This is a genomic window from Pseudomonas sp. TE50-2, from assembly GCF_040813665.1.
In the GTDB taxonomy this organism is placed as follows: domain Bacteria; phylum Pseudomonadota; class Gammaproteobacteria; order Pseudomonadales; family Pseudomonadaceae; genus Aquipseudomonas; species Aquipseudomonas soli.
Window position 1 is genome coordinate 3,710,029 of the sequence record NZ_JBFNXN010000001.1, and the last position, 14,140, is coordinate 3,724,168.

11 protein-coding genes are annotated in these 14,140 nt (G+C 66.4%); 4 read left to right on the forward strand and 7 right to left on the reverse strand.

Features of this window, described 5'->3' with window-relative positions; all coding sequences use genetic code 11:
* The first annotated feature begins 69 nt into the window (after window positions 1-69).
* Genes cobG through cobJ form a run of 4 tightly spaced genes read left to right on the forward strand, consistent with a single transcriptional unit; the run spans window position 70 to window position 4,433 of the window.
* Window positions 70-1,395, forward strand: a complete 1,326-nt coding sequence (cobG, locus tag AAHK21_RS16960) for a precorrin-3B synthase (protein WP_367857848.1) — start codon at window positions 70-72, stop codon at window positions 1,393-1,395.
* A complete protein-coding gene (locus AAHK21_RS16965; RefSeq protein ID WP_046854044.1) occupies window positions 1,388-2,014 on the forward strand; it encodes a precorrin-8X methylmutase in 627 nt (208 codons plus the stop codon). The genes cobG and AAHK21_RS16965 overlap by 8 nt, the downstream gene beginning before the upstream one ends.
* Entirely contained in the window at window positions 2,011-2,745 is a 735-nt protein-coding gene (locus AAHK21_RS16970; RefSeq protein WP_102683173.1) for a precorrin-2 C(20)-methyltransferase, read from the forward strand. The genes AAHK21_RS16965 and AAHK21_RS16970 overlap by 4 nt, the downstream gene beginning before the upstream one ends.
* Window positions 2,733-4,433 carry a precorrin-3B C(17)-methyltransferase gene (gene cobJ, locus AAHK21_RS16975; protein ID WP_367857849.1) on the forward strand — a complete coding sequence of 567 codons (1,701 nt, stop codon included), beginning with the start codon at window positions 2,733-2,735 and terminating at the stop codon, window positions 4,431-4,433. The genes AAHK21_RS16970 and cobJ overlap by 13 nt, the downstream gene beginning before the upstream one ends.
* 12 nt (window positions 4,434-4,445) lie before the next feature.
* On the opposite strand, the gene AAHK21_RS16980 is transcribed toward cobJ, so the two are convergent.
* The 7 genes from AAHK21_RS16980 to AAHK21_RS17010 form a co-directional block, all read right to left on the reverse strand.
* Window positions 4,446-5,042: a MarC family protein gene (locus tag AAHK21_RS16980; protein ID WP_023633040.1), complete on the reverse strand. Its 597-nt coding sequence runs from the start codon at window positions 5,040-5,042 to the stop codon at window positions 4,446-4,448.
* Window positions 5,043-5,171: 129 nt separating this feature from the next.
* Window positions 5,172-7,946, reverse strand: a complete 2,775-nt coding sequence (locus AAHK21_RS16985; RefSeq protein WP_046854048.1) for a hybrid sensor histidine kinase/response regulator — start codon at window positions 7,944-7,946, stop codon at window positions 5,172-5,174.
* 136 nt (window positions 7,947-8,082) lie between these two features.
* Window positions 8,083-9,375 (reverse strand): phosphoribosylamine--glycine ligase, encoded by a 1,293-nt coding sequence (purD, locus tag AAHK21_RS16990; protein WP_038706875.1) that lies wholly within the window; start codon window positions 9,373-9,375, stop codon window positions 8,083-8,085.
* 181 nt (window positions 9,376-9,556) lie between these two features.
* Window positions 9,557-11,164 carry a bifunctional phosphoribosylaminoimidazolecarboxamide formyltransferase/IMP cyclohydrolase gene (purH, locus tag AAHK21_RS16995; RefSeq protein WP_367857850.1) on the reverse strand — a complete coding sequence of 536 codons (1,608 nt, stop codon included), beginning with the start codon at window positions 11,162-11,164 and terminating at the stop codon, window positions 9,557-9,559.
* A gap of 78 nt (window positions 11,165-11,242) precedes the next feature.
* Entirely contained in the window at window positions 11,243-11,563 is a 321-nt protein-coding gene (fis, locus tag AAHK21_RS17000) for a DNA-binding transcriptional regulator Fis (protein WP_011535876.1), read from the reverse strand.
* On the reverse strand, window positions 11,560-12,573 hold the full coding sequence (gene dusB / locus AAHK21_RS17005) for a tRNA dihydrouridine synthase DusB (protein ID WP_217867308.1): 1,014 nt from the start codon (window positions 12,571-12,573) through the stop codon (window positions 11,560-11,562). The genes fis and dusB overlap by 4 nt, the downstream gene beginning before the upstream one ends.
* A 205-nt stretch (window positions 12,574-12,778) precedes the next feature.
* Entirely contained in the window at window positions 12,779-14,110 is a 1,332-nt protein-coding gene (locus tag AAHK21_RS17010) for a DUF3426 domain-containing protein (protein WP_367857851.1), read from the reverse strand.
* Between the last annotated feature and the right edge of the window lie 30 nt (window positions 14,111-14,140).

Sequence of the window (14,140 nt, forward strand, 5' to 3'; positions counted from 1 at the left end):
CGGTTTTTCATGCCGCCGGACAAAGCAGGCATAATACCGCGCCTTCTACACTGAAGCGCACTTTCACGATTGCCGGATGCCCCCTTGACGCCGCCCCTGCCCCCCGAAGTTTCGCCCCGTCCCTCGGCCTGCCCGGGGTTGTGGCGCATCGTCGCCGCGCGCGATGGCGGCATCTGCCGGATCAAGCTGCCCGGTGGCCTGCTGCTGGCCGACCAGGCCGATGCCGTGGCCGACGCCGGCGAGCGTTTTGCCGGAGGCGTGATCGAGGCGACCAACCGGGCCAATCTGCAGATTCGCGGCATCGGTGATGATCACCGGGGCCTGGTCGAGCATCTGCTGGCTGCCGGGCTCGGCCCGCGTGACGCGGCCGGTGATGATGTGCGCAACCTCATGGTCAGCCCATTGGCTGGGCTCGATCCGGCCATGGTGTTCGACACCCGACCGTTGGCCGGGCAGATTCTCAACCTGCTGGAAAGTACACCCAGGTTCCACAAGCTGTCGGCCAAGTTCGCCGTGCAACTCGATGGCGGCGAAGCGCTGGCGATGCTCGAGCACGCCCATGACCTGTGGCTGTCCGCGATGCAACGCGAAGGACGCATCTGGTTGCGGTTCGGGCTCGCCAGCAGCCTGTCGACTGGCCAGGCGCTGGGCGCGGTGCCGGTGGAGCAGGGGCTGGCGTTGGTGCGTGCAGTGCTGGAGCGCTTCCTCGACCTGGCGACGCCCGAGCAGTCGCGCATGCGTCAATTGCTGCAGGTGTGCCCGGTGGAGCACTTCCTTGAAGGGCTGCCCCTGCAAATCGACACCTCATCGCTGGCTTGGCAGCGCCCGGCAACGACAAGTGCCTGGCTTGGCGTGCTGCCCCAGCGCCAGGGCGTGGCCCTCGGCGTCGCGCCACCCCTTGGTCGCCTGACCTCGGCCATGCTGCGCGGCGCCGCCCATGTCGTCCGCCAATGGGGCGATGGCAGCTTGCGCCTGACGCCTTGGCAGAGCCTGGTACTGACCAACCTGAACCCGGCCCATGTGCAGCCTGCCCGCGAACACCTTGCAGCCATGGGCCTGCTGTGTCACAGCGAGCACCCGCTGGCGCGGGTCGTCGCCTGCACCGGCTCCAGCGGCTGCGCCAAGGGCCAGGCCGACACCAAGGCCGATGCCGTGACCCTGGCCGGCTTGCTGCACCACGGCGCCCCAGGCAGCGTGCACCTGTCCGCCTGCCCACGTTCCTGTGCCATGGCCCACACGGCCCCGGCCACCCTGCTGGCCCGCGCCCCGGGCCGCTATGACCTTTACTTGCGCGATGCGCGCCAGCCGGGCTTCGGCAGGCTGCGCGGCGCCGACCTCACCCCAGAAGAAGCAGGCGCCATGCTCGACCTGCCGACGGAGCACCTTGATGATTGACTACATCCGCGATGGTCAGGAGATCTATCGCAATTCCTTCCGCATCATCCGCGAGGAAGCCCGGCTCGAGCGGATCCCCGCCGATCTTGAAAAGCTCGCCGTGCGCGTGATCCATGCCTGCGGCATGGTCGAGGCCATCGATGGCCTGCAGTTCTCCGAAGGCGCCGGCAGTGCCGGTCGCGAGGCCCTGGCCAAGGGCGCGCCGATTCTTTGCGACGCGCACATGGTCGCCGAAGGCATCACCCGCGCCCGTCTGCCGGCCAACAACCCGGTGATCTGCACCCTGCGCGACCCGAGCGTGCCGGACCTGGCCAAGGCCGAAGGCAACACCCGTTCCGCCGTGGCCCTGGAGCTGTGGCGTCCGCACCTGGAAGGCAGCGTGGTGGTGATCGGCAACGCGCCGACCGCGCTGTTCTACCTGCTGGAAATGCTCGATGCCGGCGCACCGAAGCCGGCGTTGATCCTCGGCTTCCCGGTCGGCTTCGTCGGCGCCGCCGAATCCAAGGCGATGCTCGCCGCCGACAGCCGCGGCGTGCCGTTCGTGATCATGCAGGGCCGCTTGGGCGGCAGCGCGATGGCCGCCGCGGCAGTCAACGCCCTGGCCACGGAGGTGGAATGATGCAGGCACGCGGACGACTGCTGGGCCTGGGCGTGGGCCCGGGCGACCCTGAGCTGATAACGGTCAAGGCCTTGCGCCTGCTGCGCGAGGCGCCGGTGGTGGCGTACTTCGTCGCCAAGGGCAAGCGCGGCAATGCCTTCGGCATCATCGAAGCGCACCTGCAAGCCGAACAGACCCTGTTGCCGCTGGTGTACCCGGTGACCACCGAGGCGCTGCCGGCACCGCTGTCCTATGAACAGGTGATCAGCGACTTCTACGACGAAGCCAGCGTGCAGGTGGCCGAACACCTGGATGCCGGCCGTGACGTGGCGGTGATCTGCGAGGGCGACCCGTTCTTCTACGGCTCATACATGTACCTGCACGACCGCCTGGCCTCGCGCTACGAGGCCCAGGTGATCCCGGGCGTGTGCTCGATGCTCGGCGGCGCCTCGGTGCTCGGCGCGCCGCTGGTGTATCGCAACCAGACCCTCACCGTGCTATCCGGTGTGTTGCCCCATGAGGAGCTCAAGCGCCGTCTGGCCGATGCCGACGCCGCAGTGATCATGAAACTGGGACGCAACTTCCCCAAGGTGCGCCAGGTGCTCGCCGAGCTGGGCATGGATAGCCGTGCGCTGTACGTGGAGCGGGCGACCATGGCCAACCAGAAGATCGTCGCGCTGGACGAGGTCGACCCACAGTCCTCGCCATACTTCTCGCTGATCATCGTGCCGGGTGAGAAATGGCAGGGATGAACAAGGCTCCGGCAATCGTCATTCTCGGCCCGGGCAGCCTGGCCACCGCGCGGCGTATCCAGGCCTGTTATCCACAGGCGCTGATCCATGGCCTGGAAGGGCGCGTGGAAGGGGCCGAGCGATACTACGCAGCATTTGGCGACACCCTGCGTGCGCTGTACCAGCAGGACACGCCGATCATCGCCCTGTGCGCGGCGGGTATCGTCATTCGCACCCTGGCGCCGCTGTTGAGCGAAAAAGGCGTCGAGCCACCGGTACTGGTGGTGGCCGAGGACGGCAGCGCCGTGGTGCCGCTGCTCGGTGGCCTGGGTGGGGTCAATGTCATGGCCCGAGAGATCGGCGAGGCGCTGGGTGTGAGCGCGGCGATCACCACCAGTGGCGAGCTGCGCTTTGGCACCTGCCTGCTCAACCCGCCCGAGGGTTACGCACTGGCGGACCTGGAGCAGGGCAAGCGCTTCGTCTCCGACCTGCTGGCGGGCGAGACGGTGCGTGTCGAAGGCGACGCGCCGTGGCTCGAACACGCGCAGTTGCCCGCCAGTGACGAGGCGCAACGCACTATCCACGTGGGCAGCGCACTGCGTCCGGCCAGCCGTGACGAACTGCTGATCCATGCGCGTTGCGTGGTGGTGGCGGTCACGGCTGGTAGCGCCGACCTGGTGCACCAAATACGCGAGGAACTGCTGCGGGCGAACATCGCCGAGCCCGCGCTGGCCTGCCTGCTGGCGAGCGAAACCGAGATGGCGGAGCCGACCCTGCACGAAGCTGCACGGGCATTGAATGTCGCCCTGCGCTTCGCCCCGGCTGCCGAAAGCCTGGAACGGATGCTGGCTGATGCAGTGCCGCAAGCGCGGGTAGGTTCGGCCGTGGGGCTCGCCCATGCCGTTTGCCCGGCACCTGTCGACATCGACCGCATTGGCCGGCGCCGTGGTCGCCTGGCCGTGATCGGCCTGGGCCCTGGTGCCGCCGAGCTGATGGTGCCGGCGGTCAAGGCGGAGCTGGCGTGTGCGCAGGATGTGCTGGGTTACGAAACCTACGTGCGCATGGCCGGCCCCTTCCGCGACGACCAGGTGCTGCACTGCACCGACAACCGTGAAGAGATGCAGCGCGCCCGCCATGCCTTCGAGCTGGCGGCGCAAGGGCGTTCGGTGGTGGTGGTGTCGTCGGGCGATCCGGGCGTGTTCGCTATGGCCGCCGCAGTGCTCGAAGCGCTCCACGAATCCAGTGACCCGGCCTGGCAGCGCGTCGAGCTGGAGATCCTGCCCGGCGTCTCGGCCTCGCTGGCTACCGCCGCTCAGGCGGGGGCGCCAATGGGCCACGACTTCTGCGTGATGTCGCTGTCGGACAACCTCAAGCCCTGGTCGATCATCGAGAAACGCCTCGACCTGGCGGCCCAGGCAGATCTGGTGCTGGCGTTCTACAACCCGATCTCCAAGTCCCGGCCGCATCAGCTGGGCGTGGCGCTGGAGGTGGTACGCCGCCATCGCGACGCAGGCACCCCCGTGGTGCTGGGCCGTGATATCGGCCGGCCGGGGCAGACCCTGCGGGTGGTGACCTTGGGCGAGCTGCTGCCGGAGATGGTCGACATGCGCACCATGGTGCTGGTCGGCTCCTCGACCACCTGCACCTTCCCCCGTGCCGATGGCGGCCAGTGGGTGTACACGCCGCGCTGGTACCCCGCCAAGCCCTGAGCGCAGCCGGGGTCAGGGCAGCAGGTAACCCTTGATCCCGGTGAAGATGATCTGCGCCGCCAGGGCGCAGACGAACAGCCCCATCAGGCGGCTGACGATCTGCAGGCCCTGGTCGCCGAGGATCCGTTCGATACGGTGCGAGAGGTACAGCACCAGGCCCACGGTGAAGCTGGCCAGGGCGATGCTGACGATGGCCAGCAGCTTGTCGTCCCAGTGCGGTTGGCCCACGCCCATCACCAGCAACGCACCGATGGTGCCGGGGCCGACGGTGAGCGGAATGGTCAGCGGCACGATGGTCACGTCCTGCTGCACGTTGTCGGTCTGCACCGCCGACTTGCCCTGAGCCATGCCCAGCGCCGAGATGAACAGCACCGAGCCTGCGCCGATGCGGAAGGCGTCGGCGGTGATGCCGAATACCCCGAAGATCACCCGCCCGAACAGGTACAGCAGCACGCTGGCGACCAGCGTGGCAATGGCTACCCGCCAGGCCAGTTGCTTGCGCTCCTTGCTGGAGTGGCCGCGGGTCAGGCCGATGAAACATGAGAGTACGAAGAACGGGCTGTAGAGCACGAGCATCTTCAGGTAGACGCTGAACAACTCATGGAGCATGGCGCTGGGTCCGCGGCGGGAATGGGTGGCACCTGTATAGCACGGAACCTGCAGGAGCGGCTTCAGCCGCGATCACCCGCGAAGCGGGTATCAGTTTCTGTGGTGGCTGCCTCGCAGCTGAGGTAGCGCCTACAGGATCTGCGTGGTGTCGTCGGACACCACCTGCCGCTGGCCCGCCCAGAACTGCACCAGCTCGCGCAACTGCGACAGCTCCACCGGCTTGGCCATGTGCCCGTCCATGCCGGCCAGGCGCGCGCGCTCCTTGTGCTCGTTGAGGATATGCGCGGTCAATGCCACCACCGGAGTGCGCGGACGCTGGTTGGCGGTCTCCCAGGCGCGCAGCTGCTGGGTAGCGGAGAAGCCATCGAGCACTGGCATCTCGCAGTCCATCAGCACCAGGTCGTAGTGCTTGGCCTTCATCGCCTGCAGGGCCTCTTCGCCGTTGCTGGCGGTGTCCGGCTCGAGGTTGAGCTTGCCGAGCATGCCGCGGATGACCTTGGTCGAGATGCTGTTGTCCTCGGCCACCAGGATGCGGAAGTCGCCGGGCAGGTCCAGCGGCACCGGGGTACCGACCGGCAGTGGCGGTGCGGCCTGCTCGCGGCCGCGCAGGGCGAGTTCCTCGGCAAGGGTGGTCTTGAGCGTGTAGCCGGCTACCGGCTTGGCGAGGATGCGCTTGACCCCGGCGTTGCGGGCGATGATCTTGCTCGGCGCGTTGCTGATGCCGGTGAGCATGACCACCAGGATGTCGTGGTTCAGGCTCGGGTCTTCCTTGATCTTGGCCGCCAACTGCATGCCGGTCATGCCGGGCATGTTCTGGTCGAGCAGCACCGCGTCGAAATAGTCGCGCAGGTGCGCCTTGGTGCGCAGCAAGGCCAGCGCCTCCTTGCCCGACGGCACCGCGCTGACGTTCATGCCCCAGGCGCTGCATTGCTGCACCAGTACCTTGCGGCAGGTGTCGTTGTCGTCCACCACCAGTACCCGGGCGTCGCGCAGCGGGCCGTCGAGGTCGGTGGGCGGCTGCTCCAGGCGCAGCGGGTCGAGCGGCAGGGTCAGCCACAGGGTGTTGCCCATGCTGGTGCTGGTCTTGATGCCGAACTCGCCCTGCATCAGGCCGATCAGTTGCTTGGCGATCACCAGGCCCAGGTGGCCACCGAGCTTGTTGCTGGAGAGGAAGTGGCGGCTGTGCAGCTCGGCCTGCAGCAAGGCGTCGCGCTCGGCCGGCGGCATGGGCTCGCCGCTGTCCTGCACGGCGATGCGCAGGCGCGGGCTGTCGCCACGCTGGTCGAGGGCCACCACCAGCAGGATCTCGCCCTGGGTGGTGTTCTTCAGGGCGTTGTCCAGCAGGCTCGACAAGGCCTGGCGCAGGCGCGTCGGGTCGCCGCTGACCACCCGCGGCACCTGTGGCTGGGTGAAGCTGATCAGTTCGATGTTCTGCTGCTCGGCCTTGGCCCGGAAGATGTTCAGGCAGTCCTCGATCAGGGCATTGAGGTCGAACTGTACGTCGTCCAGCTCGATCTGCCGCGACTCGAGCTTGGAGATGTCGAGGATTTCGTTGATCAGGGTGAGCAGTTCGTTGCCGGCGCTGTGGATGGTCTGCACATAGTCGCGCTGCTTGACCGACAGCGGCGTGCCGAGCAGCAGCTCGGTCATGCCCAGCACGCCGTTCATGGGGGTGCGGATCTCATGGCTGATCTTGGCCAGGAACTCGGCCTTGGCGTTGATCTCGGCGTCGCTGGCGGCCAGGGCGCGGCTGGCGCGGAAGCGCTCCTCGCTGATCCGGCGCAGGCGCTCGCTGACCGCGAGGTTGAGCAGCAGGCCGCTGACCACGGTCAGCGCCATGAGGATGCACAGCAACCAGGGCGTGGAGGTGCGGGTGAGGCCCAGCAGGGCCGGCAGCAGCACCAGGCCGCCGAGGTTGAACACCAGCATCGCCACGGCGAACAGGCGCGCCGGGCCATACCCCTTGTACCAGTGATAGCCGCTGACCAGCAGCATGCTCACGCTGCCCAGGGCGAGCAGGGCGTAGGTCATCAGGTTCAGCGGCAGGGTGTCGACGAACAGCAGCACCAGGCCGCTGACCGCGGCCACCAGCATCTCCATGTGCAGCAGGCGATTCAGCCGCGCCGAACTGCAGGGGGAGAAGAAGTGCAGGGTGAAGTACAACCCGGCCAGGCCTGCCAGTACCAGCGTCAGGTAGGCCGCCGGGGTTTGCGCGCTGTGCCACAGCTGCCCCCAGGGCCCAGTGAGGTTGAGCAGGATCAGCGCGCTGAGCATCATCAGGCCGTGGTACAGCGCCAGTACCAGCGTGGTGCTGGAGCGTGTGTAACCGAAGCGGATCAGGTTGTGCAGGATCAGCATCACCAGGCCACCGAACAACAGGCCGAACAGCAGCGACTGGCGTTGGTCGGCGGCGGCGTGGGCGGTGGTCTCGACCGTGATGGCCGGGCGCAACTGGTGTTCGGAAACCAGCCGCAGGTAGATATCCAGCGGTTGGTTGCTGTGCGGCAGTGGCAGCACGTGATCCCTGCCGCGCAGGGTCGGGCTGAGGCCGTCGCCCTGCCGGCCATGGTGCAACTGGCGCAGCAATTTGCCGCCTTCCAGGGCGTAGAGGTCAAGGCGTGACAGGTCGGGGGCGAAAATGCGTACCAGTTGTTCCTGGTCGCTCGGATCCAGGCGGTAGTGCAACCACAGGGCCTGGTCGGGGAGGGCGGCATCCAGTTCTTCGAGGGCCAATGGGCTGAACTGGTTGCGGTAGCGTTCGGAGCGCACGTCGGACAGCTGCAGGTTGGCCTGTTCATCGAGCAGCGCCGACCAGCCTGCAGCCTGTTCGGCGTGTGCCGGGAGCAGGCAGAGCAGGGTCAGCAGGCTGACGATCAGGGCTATGGCAATCCGAAGCCGACGCACGACGAAATCCCTTCTTAGCTAATGTGCCGGATAACCACTATGCGCGGCGCGCCAAGGCGAAGGCAAGGCCCCGACGGGGCCTTGACGACGAGCCGAAGGTCGTGCGCCGGGAGCGGCACGACCGTTGGCTGCACTTTTACTGCTGCTCACCGCGCTCGCGGGCGATGGCCCGGTAGCCGATGTCGTTGCGGTAGAAGCTGGCGTCCCACTTGACCTGCTCGGCCAGGCGGTAGGCCTGCTGCTGGGCGGCTTCGACGGTGTCGCCCATGGCGGTGGCGCACAGTACGCGGCCACCGGCGGTGACCACCTGGCCGTCCTTCAGCGCGGTACCGGCGTGGAACACCTTGCCTTCAAGCTTGGCGGCGGCGTCCAGGCCGCTGATCACGGCGCCCTTGGCGTAGTCGCCCGGGTAGCCACCGGCGGCCAGCACCACGCCCAGGCTCGGGCGCGGGTCCCATTGCGCTTCGACCTTGTCCAGGGCCTTGGCGAAGGCGGCTTCGATCAGCAGCACCAGGCTCGACTCCAGGCGCAGCATGACCGGCTGGGTTTCCGGGTCGCCGAAGCGGCAGTTGAACTCGATGACCTTGGGGTTGCCCGCCTTGTCGATCATCAGGCCGGCATACAGGAAGCCGGTGTAGACGTTGCCTTCCTCGGCCATGCCGCGCACGGTCGGCCAGATCACCTGGTCCATCACGCGCTGGTGCACGTCGGCAGTGACCACGGGGGCAGGGGAGTAGGCACCCATGCCGCCGGTGTTCGGGCCGGTATCCTGGTTGCCGACACGCTTGTGGTCCTGGCTGGTGGCCATTGGCAGCACGTTGTGGCCGTCGACCATGACGATGAAGCTGGCTTCTTCGCCGTCGAGGAACTCTTCGATCACCACGCGCGAACCGGCTTCACCGAAGGCGTTGCCGGCGAGCATGTCGCGCACGGCGTCTTCGGCTTCCTGCAGGGTCATGGCGACGATCACGCCTTTACCGGCGGCCAGGCCGTCGGCCTTGATCACGATCGGCGCGCCTTTCTCACGCAGGTAGGCCAGGGCCGGCTCGATCTCGGTGAAGTTCTGGTAGTCGGCAGTCGGGATCTTGTGGCGGGCCAGGAAGTCCTTGGTGAAGGCCTTGGAGCCTTCCAGCTGGGCCGCGCCCTTGGTCGGGCCGAAGCAGTCCAGGCCACGGCTGCGGAACAGGTCCACGACACCGATGACCAGCGGCGCTTCCGGGCCGACGATGGTCAGGTCGACGTTCTTCTCGGCGAAGTCGGCCAGTTGCTCCAGGGCAGTGACGTCGATGGCGACGTTCTCGCACTTGGCTTCGCTGGCGGTACCGGCGTTACCCGGCGCCACGAAGATTTTCTCGACCCGTGGGTCCTGGGCGACTTTCCAGGCCAGGGCGTGTTCGCGACCGCCGCTGCCGATGATCAAAACTTTCATGTCAAAACCTCGAAATCTGTCGAACGAGAGGCAGCACCCCTCGCTGTACGAGGTCGCAATGAAGCAGGTAGATGCAAGGCGGGGACGGTTCCGATGAGCGCAGTTGCCTTATGGCAATGAGCATCAGCGGAACCGGCCCCAACGCAGCAGATGCCTGCTTCAGTGCGGCCGATTGCCATAATCAGTGGCGGAAGTGGCGCATGCCGGTGAATACCATGGCGATACCGGCTTCGTCGGCGGCGGCAATCACCTCGGCATCACGCATCGAACCACCCGGCTGGATCACCGCGCTGATACCCACTTTAGCCGCGTTGTCGATGCCATCACGGAACGGGAAGAACGCATCCGAGGCCATTACCGCGCCCTGCACCTGCAGGCCGGCATGTTCGGCCTTGATCGCGGCGATGCGCGCGGAGTTGACGCGGCTCATCTGGCCGGCGCCGACGCCGATGGTCTGGCGCTGCTTGGCGTAGACGATGGCGTTGGACTTGACGAACTTGGCCACTTTCCAGGCAAACACCAGGTCGTGGATTTCCTGCTCGGTCGGCGCACGCTTGGTGACGATCTTCAGGTCGTCGGCAGTGATCATGCCGATATCGCGGCTCTGCACCAGCAGGCCACCGTTGACGCGCTTGAAGTCCCAACCGGCGGTGCGCTCGGCTGGCCACTCGCCGCATTCCAGCAGACGCACGTTCTGCTTGGCGGCCACGACTTCGCGGGCGGCCTGGGAGATTTTCGGGGCGATGATCACTTCGACGAACTGGCGCTCGACGATGGCTTTGGCGGTTTCGCCGTCCAGCTCGCGGTTGAAGGCGATGATGCCGCCGAACGCCGACTCGGTGTCGGTGGCGTAGGCCAGGTCGTAGGCCTTGCGGATACCGCCTTCGTCCTCAGGCACCACGGCCACGCCGCACGGGTTGGCGTGCTTGACGATCACGCAGGCCGGCTTGACGAAGCTCTTCACGCACTCCAGCGCGGCGTCGGTGTCGGCCACGTTGTTGAACGACAGCTCCTTGCCTTGCAGCTGGATGGCGGTGGAAATGCTGACCTCGCCCTTCTTGGCCTCGACATAGAACGCCGCGCTCTGGTGCGGGTTCTCGCCGTAGCGCATTTCCTGGGCCTTGACGAACTGGCTGTTGAAGGTGCGCGGGAACTCGCTGCGGTCTTCGGTGGACAGGGTGTCCTTGGCCTGGTCGATGGTGCCCATGTAGTTGGCGATCATGCCGTCGTAGGCGGCGGTGTGCTCGAAGGCCTTGAGCATCAGGTCGAAGCGCTGGGCGTAGGTCAGGCCGCCGGCTTTCAGGCCTTCGACAATGCCGGCGTAATCGCTGGCGTTGACCACGATGGCCACGTCCTTGTGGTTTTTCGCCGCGGAACGGACCATGGTCGGGCCGCCGATGTCGATGTTCTCGATGGCGGTCGGCAGGTCGCAGCCCGGCTTGCTGATGGTGGCTTCGAACGGGTACAGGTTGACCGCGACCAGGTCGATCGGCTTGATGCCATGCTCGTTCATGATGGCGTCGTCGGTGCCGCGACGGCCCAGGATGCCGCCGTGGATCTTCGGATGCAGGGTCTTGACCCGGCCGTCCATCATTTCGGCGAAGCCGGTGTAGTCGGCCACTTCCACCGCGTTGACGCCGTTGTCCTTGAGCAGCTTGTAGGTGCCGCCGGTGGACAGGATCTCGACACCGAGCTGTTGCAGCTCACGGGCGAATTCGAGGATACCGGTCTTGTCGGAGACGCTGATCAGGGCGCGGCGGATCGGCAGGCGGGTAGTCTGGTCGGTCATTTCAGATTCCATAACGCGGTGGAGTCAGCAAAAAAGGCGCCTCTTTGCATGAGCGCCTTTTTGGTTGGGGTTCTGGCCTTACAACAGATCGTACTGCTTGAGCTTCTTGCGCAGCGTGCCTCGGTTGAGCCCGAGCATTTCGCTGGCCTTGGTCTGGTTGCCCTTGACGTAGTTCATCACGCATTCGAGCAGCGGCGCCTCGACTTCCGAGAGCACCAGGTTGTACACGTCCGTGACGGTAGCGCCTTCCAGGTGGGCGAAGTAGTTGTGCAGTGCCTTCTCGACGCTGTCGCGCAGGGTCTGGCCCTCTTCGCTCGGCGTGTTCAGGTGCTGCTTGAGGTTGGCGTTGTCGCTCACGGGCGTTGTTCCACTCACTAATGTCTCGGTCATCATCGTCATGCGGCCACCCCTTGTTCGTCCTCTGTCCCAAGGCTCTGTCGACGTTCGGCGAAAAACGCCTGAACGTTGGCGCACTGCGCTTGTGTGTCTTGCAAAGCGTTGAACTGGCTGCGGAACTCCTTGCCGCCAGGTCGGGTTGCCAGGTACCAGCCAACGTGCTTGCGGGCGATCCGCACGCCCATCACATCGCCATAGAAGGCATGCAGCGCGGCCAGGTGCTCCAGCAGAATGCGTTCCACTTCGTCCAGCGCCGGGGCGGGCAGGTGCTCGCCCGTGCGCAGGTAATGCTCGATCTCGCGGAAAATCCACGGCCGCCCCTGGGCGGCACGGCCGATCAGCAGGCCGTCGGCGCCGGTGGCGTGTAAAACCGCCCGGGCCTTTTCCGGCGAGGTGATATCGCCGTTGGCGAATACCGGGATCGACACCGCCTGCTTGATCGCGGCGATGGTGTCGTACTCGGCGTCACCGGTGTACAGGTCGGCGCGTGTGCGGCCATGCACCGCCAGCGCCTGGATGCCGGCCTGTTCGGCGATCTTCGCCACGTTCAGGCCGTTCTTGCTCGCCCGGTCCCAGCCGGTGCGGATCTTCAGCGTCACCGGCACGTCCACGGCGCCGACGACGGCATGGAGGATTTCGGTGACCAAGGCTTCATCTCTCAATAAAGCAGAGCCTGCGGCCTTGTTGCAGACTTTTTTCGCCGGGCAGCCCATGTTGATATCGATGATCTGCGCGCCGGCTTCGACGTTGGCCCGGGCCGCCTCGGCCATCATCTGCGCGTCGCCACCGGCGATCTGCACCGAGCGTGGCTCGGGATCACCTTCGTGGATGCGGCGCAGGCTCGACTTGCGGCTGTTCCACAGGCGCATGTCGCTGGAGACCATCTCCGATACCACCATGCCCGCCCCCAGGCGTTTGCACAGTGTTCGGAAAGGCTGGTCCGTGACGCCGGCCATGGGGGCCAGGATCAGGTTGTTCTGCAGTGTGTAAGGGCCGATGCGTACCGCCGACATAGGTGTTCCCTGTTGTGGGGCCGAATCATTGGAGTTCGAAAAAGGGATGGCATGATACCCGCTCTCGATGACCGGATAAAGATGAATCTGGATAAAATCTGAACAGTTGCGGCGTTATGACACCCAGTGCCAAGCGGCAAGCTTCAAGCTGCAAGAGGCCTGCAGACAGGCTTTTACCTGCGGTTTGAAGCTTGCCGCCTGTCGCTTACTCCGGCGAACGGAAGCTCAGGCTGTAGTTCACCGCCTTCGGCCCAGGGTCGAGGATGTCCAGGGCGATGTGGATCGGCGTCTGGCTGGGCATCTCGCCGCGCCCGGCCAGCTCGCCCGACAGGTACTCGCTGGGCTTGAAGCGCCGGCTGGCGATCAACTGGCCGTTGAGGTCGGCGAAACGCAATTCGAGAAGGGGGAAGGGCTGGGCGAAGGGCGCGCGGTTGTAGATGATCGCGTCGACGATCAGCGCCCCTTTGAAGTCCGGGTGGCTGCGCACCACCAGGTTGCTGCTCTTGATCCGCGAGATGTCGACGCGGGTTGGCACCTGGCAGCCGAACATCGGGCACAGCTGCTGGAACCACGGGCGGTACTGATCCTGGCGGGCCATTTCGTCGAAGTGGAACCAGACGTACTGGAATGCCAGCAAGCCCGCGGCCAGCAGGGTCAGGAAACCCCACAGCAGGCGCTTGCCCCAGTTCGGGGCGGGCTTTTCCCAGCCCAGCTGCAACGGGTCGTCGACCACGTCGACCAGCGGCTCCTTGCGCGAGCGTTCGGGCTTGGCGGCCAGGCTCGGTTCCAGGCGCTGCCCGGGATGTTCGTCGGGGTCATCGTCGCGGGCCGAGAACGGTGCGCTGTGCACCTCGTCGTCCAGCGCCGAAAAGCCTTTCTCCGGCACCGGTTCGTCATGGTTGGGCAGCTGTCGCGAGGGTTCGTCGAGGTCGTCGTCGAGTGGCCGATCGCGCACTTGCGGTTCATCGTCCAGATCGAGGCTGGTGGCGCCGAGGGTAGGCTCGGTGCGCTCGTCGTCGGCCGGTGCCAGGTCCAGCGGCTCCTGCTCGACCAGCATCGGTGCGTCCTCGCGCTCCTGCGCAGGCTCACGGTCGCCGTCAGTGGCGGTGCCGAACGGTTCATCGCCAGGCCCATCGCCGGGCTGATCGTCGCGGCGGGCCTGGAGCATGCCCTTGGCCGGGGCTGCGCGCCGATCACCCGGGCTGCGCCGTTCAAGGCGCGCCAGTTCCTGGTCGAGGTCGAGGGCATCCAGTTCCTCGGCCGTGACCGTCCAGTTGTCCTCGCTCGGTGCCGGTGGGGCGGCCTCCGGTTGCTCGGCTGCGGGCGCTGGCACGGCCGGCTCGGCTGCCGGCGCCGGCGCACGGGTGTCGCCTTCGCCAGCCGCGGCGCGATTCTGCTCCAGCAGTTGTTTCGCCGCGTTGAACACCTGCAGGCATTGGCCGCAGCGCACCACGCCGCGGGCCACGCTCAACTGGTGATGGGTGACGCGAAAGCTGGTCTGGCAATGCGGGCACTGGGTGACGAAACTGTCGGTCATGCGGCTGTCCGGGAAGCTGTGCAGGAGATG

What these genes read in the sequence shown, in the direction of transcription:
- AAHK21_RS16965 (WP_046854044.1), top strand. Translation starts at nt 1,388, where the DNA reads ATGATTGACTACATCCGCGATGGTCAGGAGATCTATCGCAATTCCTTC.
- AAHK21_RS17010 (WP_367857851.1), bottom strand. Translation starts at nt 14,110, where the DNA reads ATGACCGACAGTTTCGTCACCCAGTGCCCGCATTGCCAGACCAGCTTT.
- purH (WP_367857850.1), bottom strand. Translation starts at nt 11,164, where the DNA reads ATGACCGACCAGACTACCCGCCTGCCGATCCGCCGCGCCCTGATCAGC.
- AAHK21_RS16980 (WP_023633040.1), bottom strand. Translation starts at nt 5,042, where the DNA reads ATGCTCCATGAGTTGTTCAGCGTCTACCTGAAGATGCTCGTGCTCTAC.
- purD (WP_038706875.1), bottom strand. Translation starts at nt 9,375, where the DNA reads ATGAAAGTTTTGATCATCGGCAGCGGCGGTCGCGAACACGCCCTGGCC.
- dusB (WP_217867308.1), bottom strand. Translation starts at nt 12,573, where the DNA reads ATGTCGGCGGTACGCATCGGCCCTTACACACTGCAGAACAACCTGATC.
- fis (WP_011535876.1), bottom strand. Translation starts at nt 11,563, where the DNA reads ATGACGATGATGACCGAGACATTAGTGAGTGGAACAACGCCCGTGAGC.
- AAHK21_RS16970 (WP_102683173.1), top strand. Translation starts at nt 2,011, where the DNA reads ATGATGCAGGCACGCGGACGACTGCTGGGCCTGGGCGTGGGCCCGGGC.
- cobJ (WP_367857849.1), top strand. Translation starts at nt 2,733, where the DNA reads ATGGCAGGGATGAACAAGGCTCCGGCAATCGTCATTCTCGGCCCGGGC.